This window comes from Desulfobacter hydrogenophilus (assembly GCF_004319545.1).
GTDB lineage: Bacteria > Desulfobacterota > Desulfobacteria > Desulfobacterales > Desulfobacteraceae > Desulfobacter > Desulfobacter hydrogenophilus.
This window is the reverse complement of the sequence record NZ_CP036313.1, coordinates 2,039,139-2,056,493: the sequence shown is the minus strand read 5'-3', so window position 1 is coordinate 2,056,493 and position 17,355 is coordinate 2,039,139. Positions and strand designations below refer to the sequence as shown.

The 17,355-nt window shown below is 48.0% G+C and carries 11 protein-coding genes; 4 read left to right on the top strand and 7 right to left on the bottom strand.

The genetic code is table 11. The features are described 5' to 3' along the window. Positions 1–82: 82 nt before the first annotated feature. The 7 genes from EYB58_RS08930 to EYB58_RS08905 all read right to left on the bottom strand — a co-directional run bounded on the left by EYB58_RS08930 (position 83) and on the right by EYB58_RS08905 (position 8,122). Positions 83–1,189, bottom strand: a complete 1,107-nt coding sequence (locus EYB58_RS08930; RefSeq protein WP_111952738.1) for an AI-2E family transporter — start codon at positions 1,187–1,189, stop codon at positions 83–85. Between the two features lie 245 nt (positions 1,190–1,434). Beyond that, positions 1,435–1,590, bottom strand: coding sequence for a hypothetical protein (locus EYB58_RS23155; RefSeq protein WP_165477759.1), 156 nt, complete (start codon positions 1,588–1,590; stop codon positions 1,435–1,437). Positions 1,591–1,708: 118 nt separating this feature from the next. Next, on the bottom strand, positions 1,709–2,995 hold the full coding sequence (locus EYB58_RS08925; RefSeq protein ID WP_111952735.1) for a thiolase family protein: 1,287 nt from the start codon (positions 2,993–2,995) through the stop codon (positions 1,709–1,711). Positions 2,996–3,076: 81 nt separating this feature from the next. After that, a complete protein-coding gene (locus tag EYB58_RS08920) occupies positions 3,077–4,405 on the bottom strand; it encodes a replication-associated recombination protein A (RefSeq protein ID WP_111952732.1) in 1,329 nt (442 codons plus the stop codon). After that, on the bottom strand, positions 4,405–5,874 hold the full coding sequence (gene der, locus EYB58_RS08915) for a ribosome biogenesis GTPase Der (RefSeq protein ID WP_111952730.1): 1,470 nt from the start codon (positions 5,872–5,874) through the stop codon (positions 4,405–4,407). The genes EYB58_RS08920 and der overlap by 1 nt, the downstream gene beginning before the upstream one ends. Before the next feature lie 303 nt (positions 5,875–6,177). Further along, positions 6,178–7,602: a sigma-54 dependent transcriptional regulator gene (locus EYB58_RS08910; protein WP_242637602.1), complete on the bottom strand. Its 1,425-nt coding sequence runs from the start codon at positions 7,600–7,602 to the stop codon at positions 6,178–6,180. A gap of 148 nt (positions 7,603–7,750) precedes the next feature. After that, the gene (locus tag EYB58_RS08905; RefSeq protein WP_111952729.1) at positions 7,751–8,122 is read right to left on the bottom strand and encodes a TraR/DksA family transcriptional regulator; all 372 of its coding nucleotides are present in this window, start codon (positions 8,120–8,122) and stop codon (positions 7,751–7,753) included. A 662-nt stretch (positions 8,123–8,784) separates the two neighbouring features. On the opposite strand from EYB58_RS08905, the gene EYB58_RS08900 reads away from it, so the two are divergent. From EYB58_RS08900 to EYB58_RS08885, 4 genes are all read left to right on the top strand, one after another. Then, the gene (locus tag EYB58_RS08900; RefSeq protein WP_111952806.1) at positions 8,785–9,714 is read left to right on the top strand and encodes a YitT family protein; all 930 of its coding nucleotides are present in this window, start codon (positions 8,785–8,787) and stop codon (positions 9,712–9,714) included. A gap of 574 nt (positions 9,715–10,288) precedes the next feature. Then, positions 10,289–14,161, top strand: coding sequence for a DUF2339 domain-containing protein (locus EYB58_RS08895; RefSeq protein WP_111952728.1), 3,873 nt, complete (start codon positions 10,289–10,291; stop codon positions 14,159–14,161). Continuing rightward, complete coding sequence (locus tag EYB58_RS08890; protein ID WP_111952726.1) at positions 14,158–16,164, top strand: hypothetical protein; 2,007 nt, start codon at positions 14,158–14,160, stop codon at positions 16,162–16,164. Before EYB58_RS08895 ends, EYB58_RS08890 begins: the two co-directional genes overlap by 4 nt. A gap of 189 nt (positions 16,165–16,353) precedes the next feature. Then, complete coding sequence (locus EYB58_RS08885) at positions 16,354–17,271, top strand: CvfB family protein (protein ID WP_111952724.1); 918 nt, start codon at positions 16,354–16,356, stop codon at positions 17,269–17,271. Positions 17,272–17,355 lie beyond the last annotated feature (84 nt).

Here is a 17,355-nt window from a genome sequence, read left to right as displayed (position 1 = left end):
CCGATTAAATTGCTTATGAAAAATCCGATCAAGCCCTTTGAATATATTTTCAGGGCGGATTAAGGGAAAAGCCCTGGTGACGTTATTTGTCAGGCCATGAATCCAACATCCCTTTGCCCGGTTCCACCATGGATTGAAACGTGGAAAAATAAATGTCGGAAAGGGTTAAAAACAAAGTAGCGATCAAAGGCCCGTAAATTATACCTAAAATTCCGTATACTTTCAAACCGCCAATAATGGCAAAAAACACAACAAGAGGGTGCATGGACACCCTGTCCCCCACCAGCTTAGGTTTAAAAATATACTCAATACCCCATGACAATACGCCATAAAATCCAACAATGAAAAGGCATTTCCCCAGACTGCCTTTCAAAAGAAAAAATAAAGCCGCAGGCAGCATGACCACACCAATGCCAACAATGGGCAAAAATGCTAGAAAACCCATGATCACGCCCCATAAAAATGGAGAATTCAGCCCCAGAGACCAAAACAGGCCTCCGCCAGCAACCCCCTGGATCAATCCGCCCAGTCCGTTGCCGATGAGCACGGCACCGGCCATATCGTTAAACTTTTCGAAAAGCTTGCGGTCATGCTCGTCCTTAAGCGGAGACAAATCATACATGTACTGCATGAACCGTTCGCCATCCATGAACATGTAGAAAACCACAATGAGCATCAGGCAAAAGTAAAACACCAGGTTCAGTAAGTTGGAGGTCAGAAACCGGGCCTGCTGGAACAAGGAAAAACCCAAATTTTTTCCAACTTCGCTCAAAGGGTCGATCAACTCACGCCAGGAGATCTGAGTGTGAATATTTGCCCTGGCTAAAAATTCGTTGAGCCGTTCAAGTGCCCGTGTGCTTTCCAGAAAATTGATCAAATTGTTGGAAAACACCGCATCCTTTGCCAGATTGTAAAGCCCCAAGGCTTCCCTGGAAAGAATGCCCACAAAAAAGACAACCGGAATAAAGACAATGAAAAAAACCGCCAGGCAGGTGAGAACGGAAGCTACCCGTGCAGGCATGTATCTATCCAATGCTTTAAATACAGGTCTGAAAATACCGGCAATGACGACGCCAAGAAGCAGACTTGCAAAAAATGGGGCAATCACTTTTCCCACAAGAAAAATGGATATGCAAAACAGCGTCAGAAAAAAAAAGAACACTGCCCGCTGAAAAATATTCTGATCCAAAAATACCTGCCTGTTAATCGAAAAACCGATTAATGCTTAAAAGGAAAGACCCTAAATAGTCCCTGATCTGGAAAACTGTGTTTGGACGGCTCGTTAGAGGCGCGAATGCTCACAAAATCACCCAGATACATTTTTTTGCAACGCCACAAATGGGCGATTTCTCGTTCAAACGAGGTAAAGCCGCATCATGCAGAACGTTTCCTACACAGGTGCGGCTTTGCCTTTAATGTACGGAATGCCCGGTGTTAACTGCTGATAAATCCCAGGGCAGCCAGCACCAGCAATACTTCCCAGATAATAACCTGGGTAAAACTTCCAAAGAAATGGTATACAATGCCGCCGCCTACGATGGCAGGTACAGCCGTGTATATCAATATCCCAAGTTTGCGTGGAATATCCATGGTTTCACACCTCTTTTTTCAATTCAATTTCAATCAGTTATACCGGCAATATCAGTTTATTTGTTTACCATTTTAAGTGCCCGAAGTAAAGGAGAACATGCCGGAAATTCCCAACAATCTACCGCTCAATAATCATTGCCATGCCCATACCGCCACCGATGCACATGGAAACCAGACCGGTATTGTACCCCTTTCTTTCCATCTGATGAATGGCGGTGACCATTTGGCGGGCACCTGTGCAGCCGATGGGATGACCCAAAGAGAGCCCCGAACCCAGTTCATTGGGCTTTTCCACATCAAGACCCAGTTCCCTCATGCAGCCGATGGCTTGGGCCGCAAAGGCTTCGTTCAGTTCGATCATGTCAATGTCGGATAATGCCATCCCGGTCTGTTTAAGCACCCGTTTCACCGCCGGCACGGGTCCCAACCCCATGTACGCAGGATCAAGACCGCCGGACGCAAAGCCTTTAACCTTTGCCAGCACCCCAAGTCCAAGCTCATCGGCACGCTGTGCTGTCATCATGAGTACGGCGGCTGCACCGTCGTTGATACCCGAGGCATTGCCGGCGGTTACGCTACCGTCTTTTCTGAAAGCCGGACGCAGCTTAGCCAATTTATCCATACTGGTTTCCATGGGTCGTTCATCCTTATTGACCACAATATCCCCTTTACGGCTTTGAATAACAACCGGAACGATTTCCTGGTCAAAGGTACCGTCATGAACCGCAGCAAAGGCCCTGGTATGGCTTAAAAGTGCAAGCGCGTCCTGTTCCTGCCGCGTGATACCGTACTTTTCGACAATATTTTCTGCGGTCTGGCCCATGTGGTAGCCGTAAAAAATTTCATAAAGACCATCATACACCATCAGGTCATGGACCGGGCCCTGGCCGGTAAGTTCCATGCGATAGCCCCATCTGGCCTTGAGCAGGGCCATGGGTGCATTGCTCATGCTTTCCTGCCCCCCTGCCAGAATCACGTCAGCCTGGCCTGCCATAATGGCCTGGGCGCCCAAGGCAATGGCTTTAAGACCTGAACCGCAGATCTTGTTCACAGTCATGGCCGGGGTCGTACGACTGATACCGGCACCGATCATGGCTTGGCGAGCGGTATTCTGGCCCTGACCTGCCTGGAGTACGTTGCCCATGATGACTTCATCCACATAGATCTCTGCCAGATCATCGGTATAATCATATCCTGTATTCTCAATGTCTATCATTCCCTGGTCTTTCAGGGTTGCAGGGGAAAATTCATCATTGCCCGGATCCAGGGCAGGTTTCAGACCGGCACGTTTTAATACGTCCTTCATGACACAAGTGCCCAGCGCCACCACCGGTACATCTTTCAATGAGCCGCCAAAGGTGCCCACAGCTGTTCTGACACCGCTTACGATTACCACTTCTTGCATATCAGCCTCCAATTGGATTGATTTCTTCCGAGTCCCAAATTGCCATAACAAAATGATTTATAAAATACAAGGGAAACGCTATCAGGTTTCTTTAGCACCCCTCTTCAGATCCAGCCACGCCTCAAGGCGCTGCTTTACTGTTTTTTCATACCCCCGGGCAGTGGGATGGTAAAACCGTTTGTCTTCAAGGGGTTCGGGAAGATAGGATTGGGATGCATACCCATGTTTGTAGTCATGGGCGTATTTGTAGCCTTTGCCGTAGCCCATCTGTTTCATCAATCCGGTGGGCGCGTTGCGGATATGCATGGGCACGGGCAGAGAGCCATATTTTTTCACGGCGTCGCGAACCTGTTTCTGGGCCGCATACACGGCATTGCTTTTTGGCGCTGTGGCCAGATAAACGGCGGCCTGATACAAAGAGCCATCCCCTTCAGGGCGGCCTAAGCGCCTGAATGAGACATCCGCATTCAGGGCCATAGTCAAGGCGCCTGGATCGGCAAGGCCGATATCCTCGGTGGCAAGACGGATCATCCGCCTTAATATGTAAATGGGGTCATCCCCTGCAGCCAGCATCCGCTCAAGCCAGTACATGGCACCATCCGGATCACTGCCCCGCACACTTTTGATAAAGGCGGAGATCACATTAAAGTGTTCTTCTCCGGCCTTGTCATGGCGCAAAAGCTTTTGGGCCACCATGGTCCTGACATCTTCCACATCCAGCGTTTTACCGTCCCCGCGGTTCAACGCACAGGCTTCAAGATTTGTCAGGGCCGCCCTTGCATCTCCATCAGATGCGGCGGCGATGTGGTCAATGGCCTCTTTGGAAAACATATCTGATGACAGTCCAAGACCTTTATTCTTATCGGTCAACGCCCGATTCAAAATCTGCACAATGGCATCCCGGGACAAGCTGTTCAGGGCAAAAATCCGGCATCTGGAAACCAGGGCGGGATTGACTTCAAAGGAAGGATTTTCCGTAGTGGCCCCGATCAGGGTGATCAATCCGTTTTCCACATGGAAAAGAAAGGCATCCTGCTGGGATTTGTTAAACCGGTGAATCTCATCCACAAACAGCAGGGTCCGCAGGTTATGAAGCCGCCTTCTCTCCTTTGCCGCGTCAATGATCTGCCGGACCTCCTTGACACCCGACAACACCGCAGAAATTTTGACCCACTGGTTTTTAGTCCGTGTTGCAATGACATTGGCCAGAGTGGTTTTACCACACCCCGGCGGTCCCCACAGGATCATGGAAAAAACCCGGTCTTCGGACACGGCACGTTCAAGCAGACTGCCCTGGGCTGTAATATGGTCCTGACCCACAACATCTTCCAGCCGCCGGGGCCGCATACGATCAGCCAATGGAGCGGTCCCCGCCATTTCCTGATCGGCGGTATGATCAAAAAGATCCATTACAATACGTTTTTATGATCCCGTTCGCGTTTTTTGCGGCTCTGTTCTTTACGCTGCTTATCCCGCTTTGTCATGACCTTCTTTTTCTTTTCCTGGATTCTCCGAAACTCCTTTGTATTGCCGGAAAACTCAATTTTACCGGTTTTTTCCCTGAAATAAAGCTTAACAGGTGTCAAGTTCAAGGGAATCATCTGGCGCAACTGGTTCACCAAATACCGCTTATAAGAAAAGTGTACGGCGTCGGGATAGTTAACAAAACAAACGAAAGTGGGTGGCTTCACCGCCACCTGGGCCGCATAAAAAAACTTGAGGCGACGGCCCTTGTGAAGGGATGGCTCATCTCTGTACACGGCATCTTCGATAATCCGGTTAACCATGCCTGTATTGATTCTGTGGCAGTATTGCTTATAGACCTTTTCCACCTCACCAAAAATCTTGTGACAGCGCTGGCCGGTTTTGGCTGAAATGGTGACGGCAGGCGCAAAGGCCAGAAACTTAGCTTTCTGGCGCAACTCTTTGATAAACGCCTGCTGCCCTTTTTCCGACTTGTCCACAAGGTCCCATTTATTAAGCAGAAAAATGGCCCCGCATCCCCTTTTTTCCGCATACCCTGCAATGGTGATGTCCTGGTCCGTGATGCCTTCGGAACAGTCGATGAGAATCAACGCCACATCACAGCCGTCCATACTGTCCAGGGCTTTAAGAATAGAAAATTTTTCAAGTTTATCCAAGACCTTGCCCTTGCGACGAATGCCTGCGGTATCTTTCAGGATAAATTCCCGCCCGTTCCGGTTCACAGACAATTCAATAGCGTCCCGGGTGGTGCCGGCCTTATCATTGACCACCACACGCTGCTCTCCGAAAAGCCGGTTGGCAAGGGATGATTTACCCACGTTGGGGCGCCCGATAATGGCAATACGAATGGGACCGTTGTCATCATCTTCTTCCTGTTCTCCTGATTCCGCCGGGGCATCGGGCAGCATGGCAACCAGGTCTGAAAGGAAATCCCCCACCCCCAGTCCGTGTTCGGCTGATATCTTGTAAAGCCGGTCCACACCCAGGGAGTAGAACTCCCCAAGCTCATTTTCCTGGCTGTACAGGCTTTCAACCTTATTAATCAGATAGAAAACAGGCTTTTCAGTACGGCGTAAAAGATCGGCAAGATCCCGATCATAGGGGGAAAGCCCTGTCCGGCCATCCAGAATAAACACCAGGACATCGGCCTGCTCCACGGCCCGCAACAGCTGCGCCTTGATCTGGGCTGCAAAATAGTCATCATCCACACTTAAAAAGCCACCGGTATCAACCAGGGTAAAGGCTTTATCCTCCCACTGCGTATCGGCATACTGCCGGTCCCGGGTTACACCGGGCATATCATCCACCAGGGCCTGGCGGGATTTTGTAATTCTGTTAAACAGCGTGGATTTTCCAACATTGGGGCGGCCCACAAGGGCCACAACCGGTTTCATATTCGTTTCTCCCGAACAAAAAAGGGGTTACAGAATCAAAGTAGCTGGCATTGTTGTAAAAAACCTGATGCTACTTTTTGCTTAACTTTCATCTCAAGCTCAGGTGTTAATGAAATATGCATACTACCCACATTAATAAATAAGAGACTATTACATACCATAATATTTAAAATACAAACATTCTTAATATTTGAAAACATTCAACAAAAATAAGATAATTGCAGTCAGAATAGCATTTTTAGCTGGAGATATGAAACTGTAATGATAAATCCAAATGGCTCGGGAATATTGGTCTTACGACTTTTATGCCCGGGGCGCCCCTGTGTTTTTATAATTTTCCTTGAACAGGGAGTGCTTTTTCATCAGTTTATGGAGCTGGCGGGTAGTGATACCGGCTGCAGCGGCTGTGGCATTTATCTTCCCATTGCATTTTGTTAAAAGCAGGTCCAGGTATTTATGCTCAATCCTGTCAAGCTCCTGCTTCCTGACTTCTGAAAGGGTCAAATTGTGGTTAATAGTACCGGGCATAGGCTGCGGCGGATATGTAAACAACTCCGCCGGGAAATTTTGTGGCCTGAGGATGGATGTCTTTTCTAAAATATAGGCCCGTTCCAGGATATTTTCCAATTCCCTGATATTGCCCGGCCATGAATAGGCTAGAAAAGCCTCAAGAGCCCTAGGGTGCACATCCGTAATATCCTTGGCGTGAAATGTGTTGAGTTTTGCCAAAAAAAGCTCCGCCAATTGAGGAATGTCCTCTTTTCTTTCCTTGAGGGGCGGCATTTCCACGGGAAATACATTCAGGCGGTAATACAAATCCGAACGAAAAAGCTTGTCATTGCACAACTGCTTTAAATCAATGTTGGTGGCAGCAATGATGCGCACATCAGACCGGATGTCATCTTCGCTGCCCACCCGATGAAATATACCATCCTGGATGACCTGGAGCAGCTTGATCTGTGCAGGTGGGGTAATGGTGCCGATTTCATCCAGAAAAATGGTACCGTTGCCGGCAATTTCAAACTTACCTAGTTTGCGCTTGATTGCGCCTGTGAACGCCCCCTTTTCATGACCAAACATTTCGCTTTCTACCAGGGTATCTGGAATCGCTCCGCAATGAACCTCAATAAACCGTTCATTTTTTCTTAAAGAAAGCCTGTGAATGAGTCGGGCCGTAAACCCTTTACCACTGCCAGTTTCCCCGGTTAAAAGCACAGTGCTTTTGGTGGCGGCCACGGCCCGAATTTTTTCAAATACGGCCTTCATGGCCGGACTTTTGGTATGGAGCAGTTCAAACTCGTCCTCCTGCCAGACCTGTTCCCTGAGATAATCCAGTTCCGATTCCGCCCGGGTCTGTTCAATGATGCTGTTGATCACCAGTTGAAGTTCGTCAGGCACCAGGGGGTAGGTCAGATAGGATTCCGCACCTTCATGGACAATTTTCACGGCCTCCGGCAGTAATTCAGGGGAGGCCATGACAATAATGCTAATATTGGGGCAGACTAGGCTGATGGTTTGAAAAACTGCCTTGTAGCTGCTTTCGGCAGCTGCCAGCTGAAGAATTTCAATATCTACAAATACAAACTCGGGCTGACTGCGGCGCAAGATCTGAAGGGCCGCACTTAATTGCCGATTAGAATCAATATGGTAAACAGATGACAGGCTATCCTGAATACCTTTTAAATCATCAGTTTGCCTGAGGATAAAATGAAGTTTTTTCAAATGCATTGCTATGCCTGTATCTATCGTCACATCATGTTGGCCGGATCTAAGCCCAACACGACTGCCCCAAAAAGGAATTTTAAATTCTTATTAAAAAATCCCAGGAGAAAACGCAATGCTTTTATTTTTATGGTGGGAGGGGGGAAGGCAACTGTTAGTGTAAAATTGATTCCAGATGCTCCTCCTCTTCCTTGCAATGAATGCACTTGGTTGTCATGGGTCTGGCTTCAAGCCTTTTGATTGAAATGGGCTCTCCGCATATCTCGCATTCTCCGTAGATGCCGTTGTCAATACGTTCCAGTGCCAGCCTCAGCTTGTTGAACAGACGGCTTTCACGGGAACGGAGCCTGAGCCGCATGGACTGGTCTAACTGGACTGATGCCTGGTCGATACATTCTGTTTCACGGTTATTTTCGGCATTCAGTTCCGATCTACTGACGTTAGTTTGATCTAAAATATGATCTATCTGCTTGATGAGTATGTTTTTGAACTTTTCCATCTGGTTGGAATCCATCATCTGCTCCATTTATATTTAGGCGCCATGGTTACCCCTGTGCTCAACTGCAAAGGAATACCTTAAATATTGTCCGAAACAAAAGCCAAGAGCCTTTTTCCATGCGATAAGCAGGAACCGTGCCTAAACGGAATTCGAGCTGTAGCCAAATCCCATACAAAGAATCATTCAAAAAGAAGAACTATAAATTCTTTTTCATCCTATCACAAGACATTCTCTTTATTGCGGCCTATACAGTATTCATACCCCGATGGCTAAAAAAAAATTTGCAATGGGACCCCTTGAAGGCGCCATGAGATATTTTCCCCTTTGTTAAGGCACCTCGAATCGTGAAAAAGCATCCTGGTGCCAGTGCAGAATCAGGACACGAACATTAATTCGGAAAAAATAATTCTTATAAAAGAGAAAAAAAAGAACTCACTCTTCTTATTTTACCATACCCAATACCAGAGAGACAAGCCAATTAGCTATAAAATCAAAGATATCAAAAACAGTGAAGATGTGGCACAGGCATTGCTATGATGCTGCCCAAGACTTGGTTGCCGGCCTATGTCGGCAGAGCAATATCCAAGGAAACTATTTATGCCAGGGGTGCTTTGGGCGAAACGCGTTGACGCGGCATCAAGGCAAGCAACAACACAAAATTTTATACAAAGAATGATATGGAGGGCCAGTTGGAGAAGACGGCCGCGATGACAATAGAGCATACCGTGATGGCTCGTCCGGTGTCCGGCTCCGGTAACATTTTGACCGGAACCGCCGCCATCAACAGTATTTTATACAACTCATCCTTAATCACCCTGGGGTCCATCCTTTGTGCCTGGACAATCAACACAATCATTGTTCCCCATCAATTCCTGAGCGGTGGTCTGGCCGGGATTGCCTTGATTATACACTATCTTTGGCCCCAGACATCGGTGGGCAGTCTCAATTTCCTGTTGAATATCCCGATTCTCATGGTGGGCTGGTTTTATGTGGGCCGGCGCTTTATGCTCTACAGCATTTTCGGGATGGTTGTTTTTTCCATGGCCGTGGAGTGGATTCCCGCAACCAGGTCCATTGAGGACCCCATGCTGGCAACCCTGCTTTGCGGCATTGTTTCAGGTGTGGGCTGTGCGCTGATATTAAAATCCGTGGGATCGGCCGGGGGAATTGATATTATATCGGTTATCCTGCTCAAACAATTCTCCATCCAGCTGGGCTCCACAACTCTTTTTGCAAATGCCGCAATCCTCTTAGTGTCCATGGTTTTGTTCTCCATGGAATCAATTCTTTATACATTAATTCATATATTTGTAGCCTCCCGGGTGATTGATCTGGTCATAACAGGCATGAGTAAGCGCAAAGCTGTGTTCATCGTTTCTAAACAGTGGAAAGACATTCAGCAGCAAATCTTCAAACAGTTAAACCGGGGCGTGACCATCATTAACGGATGCGGCGGATATACAGGAGAAGAGGCAAACCTGCTTTATACCGTTGTGACCTTTGGTGAACTGAGTCGTTTAAAGTCCCTTGTTAAAAAGACAGACCCCAACACATTTCTGGTGGTTTCTGATACCGTTGAAGTTATGGGGCATGGTATTGGCAATCAACCCCATTGGTGATTGATGATAAAATTCCCCCCCTGCCCCATACCTATTATCTCAAGCATTGATACCTAAATGAAATAATAGGTACGGACCAGCCTGCAACAAAAAGAGCACGAATAAAAACATTCGTGTTCTTTTTATTTTATTCCGAGCCCCTAAAACAATTGCAATCAGGCTGACTGAGTTAGCTGAAAAGATTACACGGTAATATTAAATGTAGACAGGGGCCTTTTGGCAGGCATTTCCTGATTCGATTCTTGACCATCCGGACTCTTCCTCATTTTCGGAACGAGTTTAAAATCAGTATGGAATTCGTACCCACAATTAGGGCATCGCATGAGCATTCCCCCGATATCTGCCGGAATACGAAGTGGTTGATGACATTCTTTGCAATCTTTGATGACGTAATTTTTCATAGTTATTGTATCGGCAGGAGTGCTGTAACAATTAAATAAGAATGGTCAGAAATCTGATACTGAGAACACGATCCAGGACTTGCCATAATGATAATAACTATTTATGATTAATGAAATTTTCACAGTAAAGGCAGCACATTTGCACAGCATAAGGGGGCGTTTTTAACATCGCTATGTATTTTCTTTTCTTATTTCTGGTCGTTGTCACCGTTGGTGTTCAACTATCAAATCTGAAACAGTCAAACCGCGAACTTGAGAAAAAATTGAGGGGGCTTGAGGATAAATTTGACCGGCTGAACAATACGGTTCAAACCTTAAAAGCTGAAAAAAGCACAGCATCCCGGGATACTGCCGCCCCGGATGACACGACTGTTGAACTCACCGTGGAAACCAAAGAGACGATTGTGCCCCCTGGTGGGGCATCAGACATTTCTGAACCTTGGCCGAGGCCGGATTATGATTTTAGCCCTGTTCAAGGGGGTATTAAAACTGATCCGTTGCCATCCAAAGCGCAAAGTGTCAAGCAACCATCAGCGAAACCGGATAAAAAAGCTGTGCCGTATATCCCCCCTGCTGCTTTAAAAGCCCCGGAAAGCAATCGTTCAGTTTCCAAATATCCTGGTGTTTCCCTGGGGCAAAGGATCAGCCGGCTCAATATCAACTGGGAGCTTTTTACAGGAGCCAGGCTCTTTGCATGGGTGGGGGGTGTGGCCGCTTTTATCTGTATTGGATTGCTGTTCAAACATTCCATTGAAAAAAACTGGATTCCGCCGGCAGCACGGTTGGCGTTCGGGGCACTCCTGGGTGCCGGGCTGATTCTGGCATCGGAAAAATTTAAAGAGGTGCGCCTGAAAATTTTCCGGCATTCCCTGACAGCCACGGGGATTGGCGTGTTGTATATTGTTATATTTACGGCAACGCTTTATTACGATTACCTGCCGGTCATGGCTGGATTTGCCATGCTTGCCCTGGTGTCCGCGGCCGCATTTGTGCTGGCGGTGTATCAAAAAGGGCTCACGGTTTCGGTCCTGGGTGCCATTGGGGCCTATGTCACACCGCTGATGATCAATACCGGGTCCGGAAACCTGACAGGTCTTTTTATCTATCTGGCAGTGGTTAATATTGCATTGTATCTGGTGTCTGAAAAGTTAAATTCCACAGCCCTGTTACTGACAGGTACCACCGGCACCCTGGTAACGCTGGGCCTGGCGGTTCTTAATTTGTTCACCCAGACAAGCGGCTCTACCATTGCAGGGATCTGGGCTGCCAATCTGATCCTTTTTACCGTTTTTCTCCGGCACCAGGGCTTGAATCCGGTGGAACGAAAACCCGTCTTCTGGAGCGGGTGTGTTCTGTACCTGTCATCGGTTGCCATGGTCCTGCTTTTAACTATGGAAAAACCAGGCTGGCATCCGTTGATGCTGCTGACCATTGCCATGATCTGCGCCATCGTGCTTGCCACAAAAAACAAAGGCTGGATCAAAGCATTCATCCCTTTTTCCTGCATCACTTTTATTGCCGCAGTGATATGGGTTGTCACCCGGTTTGATGCAACCGATTTTTCCTTTAGCTATGTGCTGATACTTGTGTATGGTGCGGCCGGGTGTTTAGGCCCTGTGGCGCTTGTTATGAAGTTTGGAAAAACCGGTCCGGTGCTTCAATGGTTCAAGGTGTTCCCGGTGGCCCTGGCACTGATGTGCCTTACCGGGCTTATTTTAAATCCCATGTGTGCCTTTTACTTCTGGCCCATGATGCTGGGAATCCAGATGCTGGGCCTTTTTGTGAGCCTGATTTTCCGGGCCGTTATTCAGGTATTTTTGCTGTTGGCCATATTTGTTGTCGGCGCAATTTTCTGGATGATCCATATTCCGGCGGATGCCATGGGGGCCGCATTTTTTATCTTTATCCTGGGAGCCGGGTCTATACTGTTGGCAGGGATTCTTGTAATGGCAGTACAGCTTCCCCGTATCCTTGCCGCCATCAAAATGGCACCCCGGGAAACGTCCGGTGCCATGATACCTGAAAAGTGGCTCAGTGCCGCACCCGTGGCAGGTGTTTTTATCCTGATCGGTTTTTCTTTTTTTGTAAGCCATCCCCATTTCCCACACATGGGCATGGCCACTCTGGCCTGCTTTCTTATTATAGCCGTTTTCTTTGCCCGCCGGACCCAATTCCAGCCTGTGGCAGTTGTTGCCCTGATGGGGGCCGCCGCAGCCCAGGCCACCTGGGTGTTGAATACCAGCCAGCCGGAAACCGTTATTCTGGCTGGGGTCTGGTGGTCCGGGTCTCTTTTTGTCGCGGCTCTGGTGGCCCCGTGGCAGTTTTTTAAACAAATTGAGCACTGGAAACATCTGTGGAACATATGGGCGGTCTACGAGGTGCTGCAGGCGATATTTTTCTTTTATTCGGTCAAACATGCCTTTTATACCCCTTGGGCAGACTGGTGCCCCATGTTGATGATTGCGGCCAAATTATGGCCTGTGGCAAGGCTTTTGCGGCAACTGCCTGAAAAAGCCCATAGGAATTCCATTTTGGCATTCCACGGCGGCGCGTTATTATTTTATGTGTCTGTGCTTCCGGTGCTGGTATTAAGCCACGGCTGGATCGGCCTTGCCCTGGTGCTGGAGGCCACGGCATTGTTGTGGCTTAATACCCGGATCGTTCACCCGGGCCTGCCTAAAACCGCCGTGATCATGGCGCCTGCAGGGCTTTTATGGCTGCTAATCTCATTGCCCCAATTAAAAGGTCTGGAAAATCTGCCGGTTTTAAATCCTGCCATATTTGCCCTGGCACTGGCTGTGGCAGCCCTTGGAGCAGGTGTACGGTTTGCAAAAGGTGGCGACCAAAAAGTGTGGCGGATGGATGCACCGGATTTTTTCCGTTGGCTATCCATAGGTTCAGGCTTTTACCTGATGAACCTGATCATTGCCGATATTTTTGCAGGACCGGACCAAAAATTCCGGGTAATGCCCGGCGCTGATTTTATCCAGGCTGCGGTTTATTGCCTGTCCTGGGCCGGGGCCGGGGCCATGTTGTGGCGGATGGCCCGGTTCCCCATTGCCATGCGTCTGTCCGGATTGGGGCTGCTGGCGGCAGGGGCGTGCTGGTTGCTTAGTCTGCCGTTTCTTCTGGGCAGCAGTGTGGCCCAGATGGCGCCGTTTTCCAACCTTGGCCTCTTGGCCTTTATTCTGCTTTCAGTGATCCTTTATTTTTCCTGTTCTGTTAACGCCGGTGCCACATTTGACGATGTTGCGAAAAAAGTGATCCTGGCAGGTTTCATCACCGCGCTGTTCATGGCCTTTCAGCTGGCATCGGGAACGATTTTCCAGGCCGGGCAAGCCTTTACCCTATTCTTTGCGTTTACCCTGAACCAGGAAATTGTGTCCACCCTCGGATTTGCCGGTTTCGGGCTTGGACTTCTTTTATGGAAAAAGGGCCTGGACACCCCCTTTCGCATGGCAGGGCTTGTGCTGATCACGGTGGCCCTTGTCAGATCGCTTGGGTTCCCTTTCCGATTTGGCCGGCAGTTTACCGCAATGATGCCCCTGGTAAATGTCCCCACATTGATGTATGCCATTTTGCTGGCCCTGCTGGTCTTTGTGCTGTATAAAAATCCCAAACAAAGATGGCCGGTCAGCCGGGTATCGGCACGGCAGTTTATGGGAGTGGCCCTGGCCGCAACCGCCTTTGCCGTGATGAATATTGAAATTGCGGCCTGCCTTGGACACCCGGGGGAAACCTTTTCCCTGCTTGCCTCGGGAAACTATATGAAGTTGCTTGCTTACAGCATTGGATGGATGGTGTTTGCTATTGCACTGCTTGTGACAGGCATCCGGTTTTCCCTGCCGCTGTGTCGGTGGGTGGCCACAGGGCTGATATGCATTACCGTGGTCAAGGTATTTATCGCAGATACGGCAAAGCTGGACATGGGATATAAAATTGCCTCGTTCAGCATCCTTTCCCTTGGATTATTTTTTGTTGCCTACCTTTACCAGAAGTTTATTTCAGATGAACCCCAAAAACGAAAGCAAAACAACAGCCAATGATAAAAACAGCCAAATTCAAGTTCTTATCCCTTGACGCTTTAATTTTTCCGGCTAAAGCCCTTGCCGTGGCCTTGATTGGCTTTTTAGCCTTTTTTACAGTTGTTGCGCACTGCGCCGCTGAACCCTGGCAGGCCAAGGCGTCAATTGATGTTAACGGCACAGGGCTCACCCAGGCGATTTTGCCTGCAGAACTGTTGATGGGCAACGATAACGGATCATATGACCTGGTCCTGAATGGACCGGACAAAAATCCCCGGGCCTTTGAACTGTTTATGAAAAACAAATCCGGTTCAAGGCAGTTTATATTGAAACCGGCCAACATCCGGCTCAATCAGGAAGGCGGGTTTGTCTGGGATGCGGATCTGCCTGAAACCATAGTCAATGAAATCCGCATTGAGATGGGTGACCACAACTATCTGGGCCGGGTGGATGTGGCGGTACAAACAGATGCCGGCTGGGAAACCATTGCAAAAAACCAGGCCATATACCGAACAACGGGGGCGACCAACGCATCCATTGAGATAACCCAAGGGATTTATAAAAAAATCCGGTTGATATTTACTGGGTTTGACAAGGCGAACAAACAAAAAATTGTTCCCATCCGGCGTGTCACCGCACTGCACCGGGGAAAAGATGAAAAATATGCTGACATACAAATTGTTATGACCGACCACTTGCAGATCAGCAAGGCCGATGATGTCACAGAGTTAAAAATGATTCTGCCGGGAAAAGGGATCAGAATCAAACAGATCCGAATCATAACAAAGCGCCCATTCCAGGGGACCTGGGAGTTGGGGCGGGAACAGATCCGGAACAACAGAGTTGAGTTTATCCCGGAACAGTCCGGGCGCGTTTCCGGCGTAGCAGGAGACGGGCGTCTGATTACAATGGAGATCAACAGGGTATGGAACACGAACGGCCTTATGCTCAGATTAAGGTCGGACTCAGGCTTCCTTGGCCCCATTGAACAGGCCGTTGTGGTGTCACAGCAACCTAAAATACTTTTTTCAGCTGATATGCCGGGACGTTATACAGCGTTGGCCGGAACGGGCCGTCATACAAAGCTCAAGCAGCTTGCAGACATTTCCGGTAGGGCACAGGTTCGTCACCTTGATTTTAGCTCCCCTGAGGTTAAGATCTGGTATAATTCGCAATCTTTGCTTGAAAAATTTAAGATCAAAGGCGGGCCGTTTGATGAGAATGACGGCTATCGTTGGAAAAGCCCGGTGACGCTGGATAAAATCGGTTATTACAGGCTTATTTTTAATCTGGAAACAAGCCTTGACAAGGCAGGGCAGTATGTCCGGCTTGTCAAGGACAACAAGCAGATACCCTTTTTCTGGGGCCGACAGACTTACAGATGCCATGAACTTGCGGCCCAGACTGAATACAACCGAGAGGAAAATACAACATCCTGGGAAGTGTCTTTGCCGGTAACGTCTGAGGCCTGGCAGACTCTGGTGTTAACCGGTTCGGGTATTTTTTCAAGAACCGTCCGGTGCTACAGGGAAAAATCAGGAAGAAGCGGCTGGGAAAAGGTTATGACTCGGAATTGGTCCCATGCTGAACAAGGGGCAGCCCAGCTCGAAATCGATTCCCCAGGACGATTTATGAATGCCCGGCGGTTTAAAATTAGTATAGACCATGGCGACAATCAGCCCATTGAGATCTCAAAAATTGAAGCCGGTTTCATGGCCCCTTCAATCTGTTTTCTGGCCTATGAACCCGGAAATTATTTTCTTTTTGGGGGAAATGAGGCTGCGGGCCGGCCCAGTTACGACCTGACCCTGATCCAGGACCGGTTGATGGCTTCTTTGCCTGAAAATATTGAAATGGCTGCAGCCGATGTCGTTAAAGCCTCAAAATGGGATCAGTTGCTGGAACGACTGTTCCAGGGAAAAGGGATCGGCCTGTATGCAGTTTTAGGCGTTGTGACCCTGGTTCTTATCGGGATTATTGTCCGGCTTTTTCCCAAGGCTGGTTTTCGGGGACCCCAAAACTGATCCGGCGGGATTCGAAGGTATTGGTTTTCCCCAGATCAATCTGTCTTAGACGTATAATTAGTCCAAGTTATGGTCATTTGATCACTCTATTCTATTTCAATCCCATTTTTCAACCGTCAACCCATCATGTATCAAGAACGTAATTTGTATGATAGGATACCGGCTAACGTTCACAATGAGGAATCCGTAATGTCAGGTAAAAAACCAAACTTTAAAAATGCATGGAAGCATTCAAAAAAGCAGGCAGCCAAACCCAATAAATCAGAATTTGAGACCAGTATTAAAGTTGGACAATATAATCGGTTGGGAGTTCAAACCAAATCAGATTTTGGTGTGTATTTAAACTCTGGGGATGACCGGGTTCTCCTGCCCAATAAATATGTGCCGGAGAAGCTGTCAATCGGCGATTCTCTCGATGTATTCGTGTACACTGATTCTGAAGACCGTCTGGTGGCAACCACGTTAAAACCTGCAGGCGTGGTAGGTGACTTTGTTTTTTTAATCGCAAAAGATGTTGCCCCTTTTGGCACCTTTATGGATTGGGGCCTGGAAAAGGATTTGCTGGTACCCAAAAATGAACAGCAGGACAGGATGGCGCCGGGGAAAAAATATTTAGTCAAAATTTGCCGGGATGACAGAACACACCGGGTTTATGGTACCACAAAAATTTCTGCCAACTGTGATAAGAACACCGAGCATCTGAAAGTCGGACAGCAGGTTGACTTGATTGTTCACACGATTACGACCATTGGAATAATGGCCGTGGTTGATAATCGATACTATGGGATGATGTGCTTGAATGAAACCTATCAAAAGTTATTTATTGGGAATACATGCAAAGGGTATATCATGCGGATCCGTGAAGATGGAAAAATTGACCTGAGCATGAAAAAGCCCGGGTACTCATCGGTTCCCAAATCTGCCGAAGTCATTTTATACCGATTAAATAAATCCGGGGGATTTATCCCCTGCCATGATAAAAGCTCTCCTGAAAAAATCCAAAAAAACTTTTCCATGAGCAAAAAAGAATTCAAAAGGGCTGTGGGCAATCTATATAAAAAAAGATTGATCGAATTAAAAGACAACGGGATTGGTCTATTAAAATGAATTCATCGCCCGTCCGCTAAGGACCGCAGATTAAATAAATTGGGCGGTAAAATATGTCTTTGCTTTGTTACCCGTTGTTTCCGG